The 14,861-nt window shown below is 66.2% G+C and carries 13 protein-coding genes; 7 read left to right on the forward strand and 6 right to left on the reverse strand.

What is annotated here, in order from left to right:
* Positions 1–74: 74 nt before the first annotated feature.
* From mrdA to ACODSU_RS21930, 4 genes are all read right to left on the reverse strand, one after another.
* Positions 75–2,015, reverse strand: coding sequence for a penicillin-binding protein 2 (mrdA, locus tag ACODSU_RS21915; RefSeq protein WP_488844763.1), 1,941 nt, complete (start codon positions 2,013–2,015; stop codon positions 75–77).
* A 72-nt stretch (positions 2,016–2,087) separates the two neighbouring features.
* Positions 2,088–2,606 carry a rod shape-determining protein MreD gene (gene mreD, locus ACODSU_RS21920; protein ID WP_488844765.1) on the reverse strand — a complete coding sequence of 173 codons (519 nt, stop codon included), beginning with the start codon at positions 2,604–2,606 and terminating at the stop codon, positions 2,088–2,090.
* 43 nt (positions 2,607–2,649) lie between these two features.
* A complete protein-coding gene (mreC, locus tag ACODSU_RS21925) occupies positions 2,650–3,573 on the reverse strand; it encodes a rod shape-determining protein MreC (protein ID WP_488844767.1) in 924 nt (307 codons plus the stop codon).
* Between the two features lie 131 nt (positions 3,574–3,704).
* Complete coding sequence (locus ACODSU_RS21930; RefSeq protein ID WP_008907364.1) at positions 3,705–4,748, reverse strand: rod shape-determining protein; 1,044 nt, start codon at positions 4,746–4,748, stop codon at positions 3,705–3,707.
* A 207-nt stretch (positions 4,749–4,955) separates the two neighbouring features.
* Here ACODSU_RS21930 and gatC point away from each other — a divergent pair, with 207 nt between their 5' ends.
* From gatC to gatB, 3 genes are read left to right on the forward strand one after another with little or no spacing between them, the layout of a single operon-like run.
* Positions 4,956–5,255 carry an Asp-tRNA(Asn)/Glu-tRNA(Gln) amidotransferase subunit GatC gene (gatC, locus tag ACODSU_RS21935; protein ID WP_015012145.1) on the forward strand — a complete coding sequence of 100 codons (300 nt, stop codon included), beginning with the start codon at positions 4,956–4,958 and terminating at the stop codon, positions 5,253–5,255.
* Positions 5,256–5,267: 12 nt separating this feature from the next.
* The gene (gatA, locus tag ACODSU_RS21940; RefSeq protein ID WP_488844770.1) at positions 5,268–6,761 is read left to right on the forward strand and encodes an Asp-tRNA(Asn)/Glu-tRNA(Gln) amidotransferase subunit GatA; all 1,494 of its coding nucleotides are present in this window, start codon (positions 5,268–5,270) and stop codon (positions 6,759–6,761) included.
* 1 nt (position 6,762) lies between these two features.
* A complete protein-coding gene (gene gatB, locus ACODSU_RS21945) occupies positions 6,763–8,211 on the forward strand; it encodes an Asp-tRNA(Asn)/Glu-tRNA(Gln) amidotransferase subunit GatB (protein ID WP_476016377.1) in 1,449 nt (482 codons plus the stop codon).
* A gap of 110 nt (positions 8,212–8,321) precedes the next feature.
* Here the strand turns inward: gatB and ACODSU_RS21950 are convergent, their stop codons facing one another.
* Both ACODSU_RS21950 and pyrE read right to left on the reverse strand, forming a co-directional pair.
* Complete coding sequence (locus ACODSU_RS21950; protein WP_488844772.1) at positions 8,322–9,020, reverse strand: DUF4124 domain-containing protein; 699 nt, start codon at positions 9,018–9,020, stop codon at positions 8,322–8,324.
* A 5-nt stretch (positions 9,021–9,025) separates the two neighbouring features.
* Positions 9,026–9,724 (reverse strand): orotate phosphoribosyltransferase, encoded by a 699-nt coding sequence (gene pyrE, locus ACODSU_RS21955; protein WP_060986588.1) that lies wholly within the window; start codon positions 9,722–9,724, stop codon positions 9,026–9,028.
* A gap of 10 nt (positions 9,725–9,734) precedes the next feature.
* Between pyrE and ACODSU_RS21960 the strand changes: the two genes are divergently transcribed.
* The 4 genes from ACODSU_RS21960 to ACODSU_RS21975 all read left to right on the forward strand — a co-directional run bounded on the left by ACODSU_RS21960 (position 9,735) and on the right by ACODSU_RS21975 (position 14,858).
* Positions 9,735–10,538, forward strand: a complete 804-nt coding sequence (locus ACODSU_RS21960; protein ID WP_488844774.1) for an exodeoxyribonuclease III — start codon at positions 9,735–9,737, stop codon at positions 10,536–10,538.
* A 24-nt stretch (positions 10,539–10,562) separates the two neighbouring features.
* On the forward strand, positions 10,563–12,470 hold the full coding sequence (locus ACODSU_RS21965) for a GspE/PulE family protein (RefSeq protein WP_488844776.1): 1,908 nt from the start codon (positions 10,563–10,565) through the stop codon (positions 12,468–12,470).
* Positions 12,471–12,667: 197 nt separating this feature from the next.
* Positions 12,668–13,216: a putative pterin-binding protein gene (locus tag ACODSU_RS21970; RefSeq protein ID WP_488844778.1), complete on the forward strand. Its 549-nt coding sequence runs from the start codon at positions 12,668–12,670 to the stop codon at positions 13,214–13,216.
* Positions 13,197–14,858: a GGDEF domain-containing protein gene (locus ACODSU_RS21975; protein WP_488844780.1), complete on the forward strand. Its 1,662-nt coding sequence runs from the start codon at positions 13,197–13,199 to the stop codon at positions 14,856–14,858. The genes ACODSU_RS21970 and ACODSU_RS21975 overlap by 20 nt, the downstream gene beginning before the upstream one ends.
* Positions 14,859–14,861 lie beyond the last annotated feature (3 nt).

Here is a 14,861-nt window from a genome sequence, read left to right on the forward strand (position 1 = left end):
CAAACAAAAACAGCCGGTAGCGCCAGTGGATATTGCGCCAAAAGCTATTATTTTGAGAGCAATCTAGCCCCTATTCACGGCGCCACCAGCGGCACCTCGCTGGCTTTGCGGGGCTTGCCGATGGGCGCACTGGCCTGGCCCTTTTGTACGGCCGCAATGTCTTCTTCGCTGGGGTATTCGCCCATCAGCCAGTAGTCAAACACGCGCCGCGCAATCGGGGCCGCATGGGCGGCGCCAAAGCCGGCGTTCTCCACAATGGCCGCCAGGGCGATGGTGGGGTTTTCGGCCGGGGCGAACGCCGCGAACAGCGAGTGGTCGCGCTGGTGTTCTTCGAGCGCCTTGGCGTTGTACTTCACGTTCTGGCCGAGGCTCACGGCCTGGGCGGTGCCCGTCTTGCCCGCCGAGGTGTAGGGCGCGCCCATGAACACCCGCGTGCCCGTGCCGCCCTTGTTCACGGCCACCAGGGCATTGCGCACCAGTTCCACGTTCTTGGGCAGGTAGCCCAGGTTGACGCCGGGGGGCTGCACGATTTCGGTGATCGCGCCAGTGACCGAGTTCTTCACCGCCTTGGCCATGTGCGGGCGGTAGCGGATGCCGCCGTTGGCCAGCGTGGCCTCGGCCAGCGCCAGCTGCAGCATGGTGAAGTTGTTGTAGCCCTGGCCAATGCCCAGCGACACGGTTTCGCCCGGGAACCAGCGCTTCATGTCGGCCCGCTTGTAGGTGTTGCGCTTCCACTCGGTGCTGGGCAGCGTGCCCCGCACTTCGCCGTTGAGGTCGATGCCCGTGGACTGGCCGAAACCCAGCGGCTTCATGAAGTCGTGGATGGCATCCACGCCCATGTCCACGGCCAGCGAATAAAAGTAGGTGTTGCTGGAGAACTGGATGGCGCGGTGCATGTCCACGCCCCCCAGCCCGCCCTCGTGGCTGCGGAAGGTGTGGCCGCCGAAGGTGTAGAAGCCGGGGTCGTTCACCACCAGGCTGGGCGAGCGCTTGTTCAGCTGCAACGCCGCCAGCGCCATGAAGGGCTTGTAGGTGGAGCCGGGCGGATAGGTGCCGCGCAGGGCGCGGTTGAGCAGCGGCTTGTCGATGGACTCATTGAGCGCGGCCCAGTTTTCGGCGTCAATGCCTTCGACAAACAGGTTGGGGTCGAAGGTGGGCTTGCTCACCAGCGCCAGGATTTCGCCATTGCGCGGGTCGATCGCTACCAGCGCTCCGCGGCGGCTGCCATACAGCTCTTCGATGAGTTTTTGCAGCTTGATGTCGATGGACAGCATCACGCTGTCGCCGGGGGTGGCGGCGTGGCTGGAGAGCTTGCGCACGGCACGCCCACCCGCCGAGGTTTCCATCTGCTCCACGCCCGTGGCGCCATGCAGGGCCGACTCGAAGCTGTGCTCGATACCCAGCTTGCCGATGTACTCCGTGCCCCGGTAGTTGGCCTCGTCTTCCGAGTCTTGGATGCGTGCCTTCTCGGTCTGGTTGATGCGGCCGATGTAGCCGATGGCATGGCTGGCCACGTCGCCCAGCGGGTAGTTGCGGAACAGCCGCGCCTTGATGTCCACGCCCGGAAAGCGGTAGCGCTGGGCGGTGAAGCGCGCCACCTCCTGGTCGGTCAGGCGGGTGCGGATGGGCAGGGACTCGAAGTTGCGCGACTCTTCCATGAGCCGCTTGAATCGGCGGCGGTCGCGCGCCTGGATGTCCACCACCTTGGACAGGGCGTCGATGGTCTCGTCCAGCACCCCGGCGCGCGAGGGCGTGATCTCCAGCGTGTAAGCCGAGTAGTTGGTGGCCAGCACCACACCGTTGCGGTCCAGGATGAGCCCCCGGTTGGGCACGATGGGTACCACGGCCGTGCGGTTGCTTTCGGCCTGGGCCGCCAGGTCCTCATGGCGCACCACCTGCAGGTACACCAGGCGCGCCGCCACCATGCAGAACGCCGCCATCACCACCAAGCCCACCACCACGGCGCGGACCCGGAACCGCGAGGCGTCGGCTTCGCTGCTGCGCACCTCGGTCATGCGCCGACTCCCCGGCGCCAAAAAGGCGCAGCACAGCACAACGACGCGAAGCAGCTCAAACGGTAAGTCATGTCACAAAGGCCGGTTTTGGTCTTTGTCGGGTGGCCGGCGCTGGGGCGCCAGCAGCACCCAGCTGGCCAGAGGCCACAGCAGCGCCTCCAGGAACGGGGCCAGAAAGCTCCAGAACCCCGGGAAAATTCCGCCGGCCGCCATGCGCAGCATCAGCTCGATGGCATGGGCTATCGCAAACAGCGGAAACACCTGCAGCGCCTGCGACGGCACGCTGAACCACAGCAAACGGCGGTGGATGGCGATGGCGCCGAACGACAGCACGGTGTAGGACAGCGCATGCTGCCCCAGCAGCGCAGACTGGCTCACGTCCATGCACAGGCCCAGCACAAACGCCGCGCCCATGCCAATGCGCAGGGGCTGGTGCACGCCCCAGAACACCAGCAGCACCATCAGCAGATCGGGCATCCACACCACGCGGCCCAGCGGCAGCATGTTGATGGCCAGGCCCGCAGCCAGACTGGCCCAGATGAACACCGGGTTCACCGGCATCAACAGGGGCTCACCCCGCGGCATGATCATCGCGGGCCTCCTTGTGTGGGGGTCATCAGGGTGAGGCAGAGGCTCATTTGCGGCCTCCGCGTTTGGTCGCAGGCGCGCCCGGGGCCGCATCCGGGCGGGGCAATTCGTTGTCGCCCAGCGGCTTGAGCACCACCACGTGGCGCGCGCCCTGCACCTGGGCCAGCGGAGCGCAGTAGATGCGCGCAAAGGCAGAGTCGGCCCGGCGCTCCACCTTCACCACACGCGCCACGGGCAGGCCGGGGGCGTACAAGCCATCCACGCCGCTCGTGGTCAGCAGGTCGTCTTCGCGGATGTCAGCATTGGCGGGCATGAAGCGCAGCTCCATGCCGCCACCATGGCCCGCCACCGGGTCGCCGTAGGCCACGCCCCGCACGCCGGTGCGGATGTTCAGCACCGGAATCGCCTGGTCACGGTCCACCAGCAGCGTGACTTCGCTGACCAGCGGAAACACGCGGGTGACCTGGCCCAGCACGCCCGCTTCGTCCATCACGGGAGCGCCCAGCTCCACGCCGCCCAACTGTCCCCGGTCCAGCACCACGCGGCGCGTGTAGGGATCGGCGGTGTCGTAGATCACCTCGGCCGCCTGCGCAGGGGTCTGCAGCCGGTCGCGCAGCTCCAGCAGTTTGCGCAGCCGCTGGTTTTCCATGGCCAGCTGGTCGGCCTGGTTGGCGCGCTGGCCCATCACGGTCATCTTCTTGCGGGCGGCATCCAGGTCTTCCTGCGCGGTTTGCAGCGACTGAAAATAGCTGCGCCCGTGGCTCGCAAACTCCACCGGCTGCAGCATGAGCCACTGCACGGGGTACAGCACCGTGGCCACAGCCTGGCGGAAGGGGCCAGTGATCTGGAAGCGCGCGTCAGCCACCATGAGGAACAGTGCCAGCGCGCTGAACACGGCCAAACGCGACAGGGCCGAAGGGCCCTGTTTGAAGAAAGGGGGAGCGCTGCGCTCCAGAGTACCCAGGGGCATGGTGCGCAGCGGTCAGTGTCTGCCGCGGGGAGCGGGCTCCACGGGCGGGTGCTCAGAAACAAGCATTGGAGCAGGGGCAGTCATGCAATTCGGAGCGCAAAAAAGTGCCTGCAGCATACAGGCCTGCCGACTTACTCGCTCGTGAAAATGCTGCCCAGGCGGTCCATGCGCTCAAGGGCGATGCCGCAGCCGCGCACCACGCAGGTCAGCGGGTCTTCGGCCACCAGCACGGGCAGGCCGGTTTCTTCGGCCAGCAGGCGGTCCAGGTCGCGCAGCAGTGCGCCGCCACCGGTGAGCATCATGCCCCGGTCGGCAATGTCGGCGCCTAGCTCGGGGGGGGTTTGTTCCAGCGCGTTCTTCACGGCCGAGACGATCTGATTCAGCGGGTCGGTCAGGGCTTCCAGCACTTCGTTGCTGGAGATGGTGAAGCTGCGTGGCACGCCTTCGGACAGGTTGCGGCCCTTGACTTCCATCTCGCGCACTTCGGAGCCGGGGAAGGCCGAGCCGATGTTCTTCTTGATGGCTTCGGCCGTGGGCTCACCGATCAGCATGCCGTAGTTGCGGCGGATGTAGCTGATGATGGCTTCGTCGAACTTGTCACCGCCCACGCGGACGCTGCCCTTGTAAACCATGCCGCCCAGCGAGATCACGCCCACTTCGGTCGTGCCACCGCCGATGTCCACCACCATGGAGCCCGAGGCTTCCGACACGGGCAGACCAGCGCCGATACCGGCCGCCATGGGTTCTTCGATCAGATAGACCGCCGTGGCGCCTGCGGCCTCGGCTGCGTCCTTGATCGCGCGGCGCTCGACCTGGGTGGAGCCGCAAGGCACGCAGATGATGATGCGCGGGCTGGGGGTGAACAGCGTGCGCGGGTGCACCATCTTGATGAACTGCTTGATCATCTGCTCGGTGATCACGAAGTCGGCGATCACGCCGTCCTTCATCGGGCGGATGGCTTCGATGTTGCCGGGCACCTTGCCCAGCATGGCCTTGGCTTCGTGGCCTACGGCCTGGATGACTTTCTTGCCGTGGGGGCCGCCTTCGTGGCGGATGGCGACGACGGAGGGTTCGTCGAGGACGATGCCTTTGTCGCGGGCGAAGATGAGGGTGTTGGCTGTGCCAAGGTCAATGGCCAGGTCGGTGGAGAAGTACCGACGGAAAGCTCCGAACATTCAAAAGTCCTCTCGGGCACGGCATGCGCGTCGGCCTGCCATCGCCAGGTATTTCAGGGGGTGTTTATTGGCTTTTTTCACGCAATTGACTCCCATTCCGGGAGCTTTGCGGCAAAGCCGGGATAATACCCCATCCCCTGTGAATAACTCCCTCCGGCGCGGGCCGGATCACAGCTTTACGTCTGGTTTCTTTAGATTTTCCTCCCTATGGCACTGACCCCCCAGGACATCGGCCGCATTGCCAACTTGGCGCGGCTTGAGCTGACACCTTCCGAAAGTGAGCGCATGCTCACCCAGCTCAACGGCTTCTTTGACATCGTGGAACAGATGCGGGCTGTGGATACTTCGGGCGTCACGCCCCTGGCCCACCCCGTGGCCGCCATCCAGGACGTGCAGCTGCGCCTGCGCGACGACGTAGCCAGCGAGCCCAACCAGCGCGAAGCCAACCAACAAAGCGCCCCCGCCGTCGAACGAGGCCTGTTCCTCGTGCCCAAAGTGATCGAGTAAGAACCCCGCCGCATGACTTCCACCGCATTGCATGACCTGGGCGTGGCCCAGCTGGCCACCGAACTGCGCGAGCGCCGCGTCTCGGCCGTCGAGGCCGCCCAGCATTTCCTCGCCCGCGCGCAGGCCCACCAGAACCTGGGCGCCTACGTGGCCGTGAACCCGGACATCACCCTGGCCCAGGCCCGCGCCCAGGACGCCGCCATTGCCGCAGGCACGGCCGGCCCCCTAGCGGGCGTGCCAATTGCGCACAAGGACATCTTTGTCACCAAAGGTTTCCCCAGCACCGCAGGCTCGAAGATGCTCGCGGGCTACCAGTCGCCCTTTGATGCCACCGTGGTCACCAAGCTGGCCGACGCTGGCGCCGTGACGCTGGGCAAGCTCAACTGCGACGAGTTCGCCATGGGCTCGGCCAACGAAAACTCGGCCGTCGCCCCCGTGGGCTTTGATGCCCCCGCCCCCGTGCGCAACCCCTGGGCCACCGACCGCATTCCGGGTGGCTCGTCTGGCGGCAGCGCCGTGGCCGTTGCCGCGCGCCTGGCCCCGGCCGTCACCGGTACCGACACCGGCGGCTCCATCCGCCAGCCCGCATCGTTCTGCGGCATTACCGGCATCAAGCCCACCTATGGCCGCGCCAGCCGCTACGGCATGATTGCTTTCGCCTCCAGCCTCGACCAGGCGGGGCCCATGGCCCGCTCGGCCGAAGACTGCGCGCTGCTGCTATCCGCCATGTGCGGCCCGGACCCGGACCGCGACTCCACGTCGCTCGATGTGCCTGCCGAAAACTTCAGCGCCAAGCTCAACGACAGCATCGACGGCCTGCGCATCGGCATCCCCGCCGAGTTCTTTGGCGAAGGCCTGGCACCCGATGTGCGTGCTGCCGTGGACGGTGCCCTGAAGGAATACGAGAAGCTCGGCGCCAAGCTCGTGCCCATCAGCCTGCCGCGCACGCAGCTGTCCATCCCGGTCTACTACATCATTGCCCCAGCCGAGGCGTCGTCCAACCTGAGCCGCTTTGACGGCGTGAAGTTCGGCCACCGCGCCAAGGACTACACCGACCTGGTGGACATGTACAAGAAGACCCGTGCCGAAGGTTTTGGCGACGAGGTCAAGCGCCGCATCATGATCGGCGCCTATGTGCTGAGCCACGGCTACTACGACGCCTACTACCTGCAGGCGCAGAAGATTCGCCGCATGATCGCCGACGACTTCCAGAACGCGTTCAAGGAGTGCGACATCATCGCCGGCCCGGTGGCCCCCACCGTGGCCTGGAAGCTGGGTGACCACGGCAACGACCCGCTGGCCGACTACCTGGCCGACATCTTCACGCTGCCCGGCTCGCTGGCCGGGCTGCCCGGCATGAGCGTGCCCGCCGGTTTTGGTGAGGGCGGCATGCCCGTGGGCCTTCAGCTGCTGGGCAACTACTTCCAGGAAGCCCGCCTCCTGAACGCTGCGCACCGCCTGCAGCAAGCCACCGATTTCCACCTCCGCCGTCCGGAGGGCTTCTGACATGACCGCCAAACTGATCCATGGCTACGAAGTCGTCATCGGCTTCGAAACCCACACCCAGCTCGCCACCCAGAGCAAGATTTTCAGCCGCGCCGCCACCGCGTTTGGCGCCGAGCCCAACACCCAGGCCTGCGCCGTGGACCTGGCCCTGCCCGGCACCCTGCCCGTGATGAACCGCGAGGCCGTGGCCTGTGCTATCAAATTGGGACTGGCCCTTGGCTCCCACATTGCGCCCGTGAGCATTTTTGCGCGCAAGAACTACTTCTACCCCGACCTGCCCAAGGGCTACCAGATCAGCCAGTTCGAGATCCCGGTGGTTCAAGGCGGCGAGGTGTCGTTCTTTCTGGGCGACGAAAAGAAGACCGTGCGCCTGGTGCGTGCCCACCTCGAAGAAGACGCAGGCAAGTCGCTGCACGAAGACTTCATCGGCCAGTCGGGCATCGACTTGAACCGCGCCGGCACGCCCCTGCTGGAGATCGTGACCGAGCCCGATATCCGCAGCAGCGAAGAGGCCGTGGCCTATGCCAAGGAACTGCACAAGATCGTGACCTGGATCGGCATCTGCGACGGCAACATGCAGGAAGGCAGCTTCCGCTGCGACGCCAACGTGTCGGTGCGCAAGCCCGGCCAGCCGCTGGGCACGCGCCGCGAGATCAAGAACCTGAACTCGTTCAAGTTCATGCAGCAGGCCATCGACTACGAGATCCGCTGGCAGATCGAGCAGATCGAAGACGGCCACGCGATCCAGCAGGCCACCGTGCTGTTCGACCCCGACACGGGCGAAACGCGTGCGATGCGCACCAAGGAAGATGCTGCGGACTACCGCTACTTCCCCGATCCCGACCTGCCTCCGCTCCACATTTCAGAGCAGTGGGTGCAGGAAGAACGGGCGCAGATGGCTGAATTGCCCCGCACCATGGCGGCACGTTTTGTGGCGGACTATGGCCTGCCCGAGTACGACGCCACCACGCTCACGCAGAGCAAGGCGATGGCGGCGTACTTTGAGGCGGCAGCCAAGGCCTGCGGCCAGCCCAAGTTGGCCAGCAACTGGATCATGGGCGAGGTGTCGCGGCGCCTGAACATGGCGGAGACCGGTATCGAGCAGGCTCCTGTGACTGCAGCACAGTTGGCCGCATTGATCGGCCGCATCGCCGACGGCACCATCTCCAACAACGCCGCCAAGCAGGTGTTTGATGCGCTGTGGACCGGGGAGTCGAACGACGTGGACGCCGTCATCGAATCCAAGGGCCTCAAGCAAATGAACGACTCAGGCGCGCTGGAGAAGATCATCGACGAGGTGATTGCCGCCAACCCCGATAACGTGGCGCAGTTCCGCGCGGGCAAGGACAAGGCGTTCAACGCTCTGGTGGGCCAGATCATGAAAGCCAGCAAGGGCAAGGCCAACCCGACGCAGGTCAACGAGCTGCTGCGGGCCAAGCTGGCGGGCTGACGCACGCCGACTGGCAACAACACCAACAACAAAGGGCCGCGAGGCCCTTTGTTGTTTGGATCTTCTGGTGAATGGCGTAGGTCAAGGGAGCGCTCTCAGCGCATGGCCCTCTACCGCGTGGCGGCTGGTGCAGCGGCATCGCTGGCGGGCGCAGTGCCCGGCAGGGGCATGCGCTGCGCATCCCACAGCTTGCGCAACTGGGCCAGCTCCACGTCAAAGCGCTGGTGCACGCGGCGCTTTTCCTGGTCCTGCCCGGCAATGAACCGTTGCTGCTCGGCAATGCTGTCTTCGTTCTCGGCAATCTTGCGGCGCAGGGCCATGGGCGCCTTGTTGGGGTCCTTCTTGTAGAACTCCATCTCGACGTCAAAGGCCTTGCGCTGCTGTGTGAGTTCGACCAGGCGCTTTTCGGCGGTGGCGGTCACATCGTCCACCAGCTGGATGGCCGCAGCGCGCTCTAAATCGTGTGCTGCCTTGTCCGGGTAACGGGCGGTCAGCGCGCGTTCGCGGCGGCGCTCCTCCAGCTCGCGGGCACGGGCTTCGGCCTCCTTGCGGCGCTGGGCCTCTTGCGCAGCGCGCTCCTGCTCGGTCAGCGAGGGGCCAATTTGCCGCCGCACAATGCCCGAGGGCCCGAGTTCGCGCTGCTCGCGGTCCAGACATTCAGCAATCGGACGGTCGGCCGTCAGACGCCGGCCATTGCGATCCACGCACGTGTAGATGCCACCCGACGGACTGGGGGCTTGCGCCCACGCCAAATCAGCGCCCAGGGTGGCCAACAGAACCCCGCCCACGATCCACGCCGATTTGCTCAATCCGTCTACCCCTCGTTGACGCCGTATCGCTGGCGGTAGGCCAGCACCTTTTCGTGATGGGAACGCATCCCCTCTTCCCCGTTTTGCTCCAGGAAGAGCAATAAGTCTGCCAGCCGTGCAATGGCACACACCTGCATGCCCAGCTGGTTGCGCACGTACTGCACCGCGCTGTGGTCCACGTCCTGGCCATTCTCGGTGGCTTTTTCCTGGCGGTCCAGCGCAATGGCCACTGCATGGGGCGTGGCGCCTGCCGCCTTGATGATGGCGATGGACTCCCGGGCGGCGGTGCCGGCCGACATCACATCGTCCACGATGAGCACCCGGCCCTTGAGGGGCGCGCCCACCAGGGTGCCGCCTTCGCCATGGTCCTTGGCCTCCTTGCGGTTGTAGGCAAAGGGCACGTTGCGCCCCAGGCGCGCCAGCTCCACGGCCACGGTGGCAGCCAGCGGAATGCCCTTGTAGGCGGGCCCAAACACCATGTCGAATTCGATGCCGCTGGCCAGCAGGGCTTTTGCATAGAATTCCGCGAGCCGGCCAATCTTGCGGCCATCGTCAAACAGTCCGGCGTTGAAAAAATAGGGGCTCAGGCGCCCGGCTTTGGTCTTGAATTCGCCAAACCGCAGCACGCCCGACTCCACCGCAAAACGCACGAAATCCTGCGCCAGCTGGCCCTGTTCGGGGGTTTGCACGCCAACATCCACCATGGGGAAATCCTTGTTCAAGTTAACCAGCCTCAATCTCAATGGCATCCGCTCTGCCACCAGCAAAGGCGTGGAAAGCTGGATGGCAGCCACGCGGCCGGATTGTATTTGCGTGCAGGAAGTGAAGGCTCAGGCGGCCGACATGGCCAACCGGTTCGAGCGCCTGGCAGACCTGCAGGGGCACTTTCACTTTGCCCAGAAAAAGGGCTATTCGGGCGTGGGCATCTACACGCGGCACGAGCCGTCGGATGTAGTTATTGGCTATGGGTCTGCCGAGTTCGATGCAGAAGGCCGATATGTCGAGCTGCGTTTTGACACGCCCGAGCGCAAGCTGTCGATCATCAGTGCCTACTTTCCGAGCGGCTCGTCGGGCGAAGAGCGCCAGCAGGCCAAATTCCGCTTTCTGGCCGAATTCCACCCCCACCTCATGCGCCTGAAGGCCGAGCGCGACTTCATCCTGTGCGGCGACATCAACATTGCGCACCAGCAAATCGACCTCAAAAACTGGCGCAGCAACCAGAAGAACAGTGGTTTTTTGCCCGAAGAACGCGCCTGGATGACAAAGTTGTTGCACACAACTGATGAAGGCGGCGGCATCATAGACGTTTACCGTCAGTTACAACCTACCGCCACCGACACCGCCTACACCTGGTGGAGCAACCGCGGGCAGGCCTATGCCAACAACGTGGGTTGGCGGCTGGACTACCACCTGGCCACCCCTGCGATCGCGGCGCTGGCGCGCGCTGAACATATTTACAAGGGCGAAAAGTTCTCGGACCACGCACCCATCACGGTGGATTACGCACTGACCCTATAAGCCCCGCCCCAGCCCCTTGCCCCGATGACCGACGCCAGCACCTCCGCCCCGCCTCCCGCCCACAGTTTCCGCCCCCAAAGCGCCGAGGCGCTGTGGCGCCAGATCTCCACCCCCCACCCCACGGTGGGCAAGGCGCGGCACCTGGGCGAGGCGCTGGTGCACGCGGGGCTGCTGTCCACACCGGACCTTGCAGAGGGCCTGCAGGCGCAGCAGGAGGAGCGCGGCAACGGCGTGCAGCGGCCCATCGGCCAGATACTGGTGGACCGGGGAGCGCTCACCCAAGACCAGCTGCGCAGCGTGATTGCCACCTGGCTGGGCGAATACACCGTGCACCCCGGCGACATCACACCCGAAGCGTCGGCCCTGGCCCTCATCCCCCGCGCCGTGGCGGAGCGGGAATCCGTGCTGCCCCTGATCGCGCGCGATGACGCCCTGGTGCTGCTGATGGCCGACCCCTGGGACCGGGTGCTGATCGACGAGATCCGCTTTCTGACCCAACGGCGTCTGATTCCGCTGCGGGCATCGCCCGGCACGCTGATGCCCGCCATCCACAAGGCCTACCGCACCCGCCCTGCCGACGCGGGCGGAGCGGCAGCCGGCGCACGTGCCACCTCGCAGGAGCTGCTGACCAACCTAGCCACCGCGTCGCCGGACGCCGATACCGAGCAGGCCGACGTGATCAGCGAGTCGGACAACACCCTGGTGCGACTCATCAACTCGGTGATCGACGAGGCCATCAGCCACCGCGCGTCGGACATCCACATCGAGACCGAACCCGCCCCGCACAACGTGCGTGTGCGCTTGCGCATCGACGGCGATCTGGTGCCTTACCTGGAGCTGCCCGCGCGCTACCGCTTTGCGATGGTGGCGCGCATCAAGATCATGGCCAGCATGGACATCTCGGAGCACCGCAAACCGCAGGACGGCAAGATCGACTTTGCGCGTTTTGGGGGCCCGCCCGTGGAGCTGCGCGTGGTCACAGTGCCCACCTCGCGCGGGCTGGAGGACGTGGTGCTGCGCCTGCTGGCGGGTGCCAAACCGCTGCCGCTGGAGAACATCGGCCTGAGCCAGCCCAACCTGCTGGCGCTGCGCGCAGTGGTCCAGAAAAGCTATGGCCTGGTGCTGGTGTGTGGCCCCACGGGCTGCGGCAAGACGACCACACTGCACTCGGTGGTGCGCGACATCAACACCGCCGGGCGCAAGATCTGGACAGCCGAAGACCCCATCGAGATCACCCAGGAGGGCCTGCGCCAGGTGCAGGTGAACCCACGCATCGGCTGGACCTTTGCCGCCGCCATGCGCACCTTTTTACGCGCCGACCCGGACGTGATCATGATCGGCGAGATGCGCGATGAAGAGACGGCGCGCATCGCCATCGAGGCCTCGCTCACCGGGCACCTGGTGCTGTCCACCCTGCACACCAACTCCGCGCCCGAAAGCATTGCGCGCCTGCTCGAAATTGGCCTGGACCCGTTCAACTTCTCAGACTCATTGCTGGCCATCCTGGCGCAGCGCCTGGTGCGCCGCCTGTGCACCTCTTGTCGCGAGCCGCGCGTGGCCGACGAAGAGATGCTGACGGGCCTGGCGTCGCAGTACCTGGACAGTGGCACCCACAACACCGCCGAAGCGCGCCAGGCGCAGATCGGGCGCTGGCGCCAGCAGTACGGCGGCACCCAAGGCGAGCTGCGGATGTGGCGCCCCGTAGGCTGCGCCAAATGCGAAGGCCACGGCTACCACGGCCGTCTGGGCATCCACGAGCTGATGATGAGTGACGAAACCATTCGCCAGCACATCCGCCACCGGGCCCCGGCCTCGGACATCCGGCACTCCGCCCTCACCGCCGGCATGCTCACCCTGCGCCAGGACGGCATCGAAAAAGTGTTGCAGGGCCTGACCGACATGAGCGAAGTGGTAGCCGCCACCAACCTGTAGCCCCGACAGCGGCCCACAGGCCGCCAACCCACCGGCAAATACCATCAACAATTGTCAAAACCACCCATCTCGCGGCAATTTTCCGTTGGACGGCGGTCGGTTTTCCTGCTTTCACGGGCATAGTCAAGCCGTGCCAGCCGCCGTACCTGGAGCCATTCCGGGCCCTGGCGCGCTGGTGGGATGTGAAAGTGGTGACGATGTTGTTCCGATTTCTGGCGGCCCTGCGGGCCCGCACAGGCACTGTCCTGGTGGCCCTGCTGGGCCCCTTGAGCCTGTGCCTGCCGCTGTGGGCCCACCCCGCTCCGGTGTGCCCAGCCCCCCAGGGCCGCGGCGTGCTGCAACTGCAGCCTGCGGGCAACGGCCCGGCACAGGCCTGCGACCTGCAGGCCCTGGAACGGCTGCCAGCGCGCGACATCACCACCACCTTGCCCCCTGCGCTGGGCCTGGCGGGCGAACACCGCTGGACCGGTGTGCCGCTGCGCCACCTGGTCGAGCAGCTTGGCGGTGGCGAGCGCAGCCGCATCGTGCTGACGGCCCTGAACGACTATGCCGTCGAGATCCCCTGGAGCGACCTGCTCCGCTACAACCCCGTGCTGGCCTACCGGCGTGACGGCCAGCGCATGGGCATCCGCGACAAGGGTCCGCTGATCCTGATCTACCCGTTCGACGCCCATCCTGCCCTGCAGCAAGGGCAGGACTACGTCAACCGCACCATCTGGCAGGTCCATGCAGTCTCCGTCCGCTAAGCCGCAGGCGCCCACCACCGGCAGCCCCCGCACGGCCTACCGGCTGCTCGCCCTGGTGGTGGCCATGGCCGTGGGCACGTCGGTGGCCCTGTGGTGGACGCTGCGCCAGGCGCAGGACCTTGCGCAGCCTCACCAGCAAAACGACCTCTGGTACATCGCCAGCGTGCACAACGAGCTGGCGCGGGTGAGCCTGCTGGCACGCCAGCTGCGGGCCCGGGAGGCCAGCGCGCAAGACCTGATCGACCGGCTGGACGTGCTCTACAGCACGCTGGACACCACAGGCCGCGGGCCGCATGTGAGCACCCAGCTGCGCGACGCACTGCCGGACACCGCACAGGGCCTGGACAACTTGCGCACCCAGGTCGAGCGCTGGTCGGCGCTGGCCAGCGCGAACGCGAACGCCAAGCACCACGAATCCGGCAGCACCGCAGCGCGGCGCACAACCGCCACCGCCACACCACCTCAAGCGCTGCGCGTGGCCGAGGACATCACCCGCCAGTCCGACGCATTGCTGGAGCGCCTGCGCCAGGCGGTGGCCACCGTGCACCTGTTCAGCACCCAGCAGACAGACCAGGCGCGCCGGCAGCTGCACCAGCGCTTCATCGTGCTCAGCGTGGTGCTCAGTGCCCTGCTGGTGGGCACCACGCTGCTGATTGCGCGGCTGGTGCAGGACGCACGCGCCGCCGCCGCCGCATCGCGGCAACTGGCGCAGACCAACCGGGAGCTGGAAGACCGCGTGGCCCGCCGCACACGCAAGCTTGAAGAAAGCCGTGCGCTGCTGGGCTTCATCCTGGATACCAGCCCCAGCGATGTGCTGCTGGCTGAGGTGGAGAGCGGCCGCGTGCATTTCATCAACCACCGGCTGACCGAGCGGCTGGGCCTCAAAGCTGCGCCCCAAACCCTGTTCCTGCCCGACCTGCTGCACGACCCCGATACCCGCCAGCGCTTCATGCAGACGCTGGACCAGTACGGCCAGGTCGATGCCATGGAGGCCCAGATCGGCACCCATGCTCCGCGCTGGAGTTCGCTTTCGGCACGCCTCATCGATGTCGAGGGACGGCTGGCCCACCTGCTGTGGGGCTTCGACATCAGCACCCACAAGGCCCTGGAGGCCCAGCTGCGCGAGCTGGCCACACGCGATGCCCTCAGCGGTCTGCTGAACCGCCGGGCGTTCATGGAGCGCAGCACGGCCTTGTTCGACCACTGCCGCCGCCACGGGCAACCGTGCACCGTGCTGATGATCGACATCGACCACTTCAAGCGCATCAACGACCAGCATGGGCACCAGATGGGCGACACCGCCATCCGCGCCTGCGCCGACGCCATCGGCCAGGCCCTGCGTGAGGCAGACCTGCTCGGCCGCCTGGGGGGCGAGGAATTTGCCGCGCTCCTGCCCCACGCCAATGCCGACAGCGCCCGCCAGGTGGCCGAGCGCATCCGGGGCGCCATCGCGCAGCTGGGGCTGGTGTCGCCATCCGGGCATCCGGTCACGTTCACCATCTCCATCGGCATGGCTGCCAGCGAGCGCCACCATACAGGCATCGAACCGCTGCTAGCCGATGCCGACGCGGCGCTGTACCGCGCCAAGGCCACCGGCCGCAACCGGGTGCTGGCCCACGAAGCCGCCCTTCCCGCCCATTGATCC

It is taken from the genome of Acidovorax sp. FG48 (assembly GCF_057809085.1).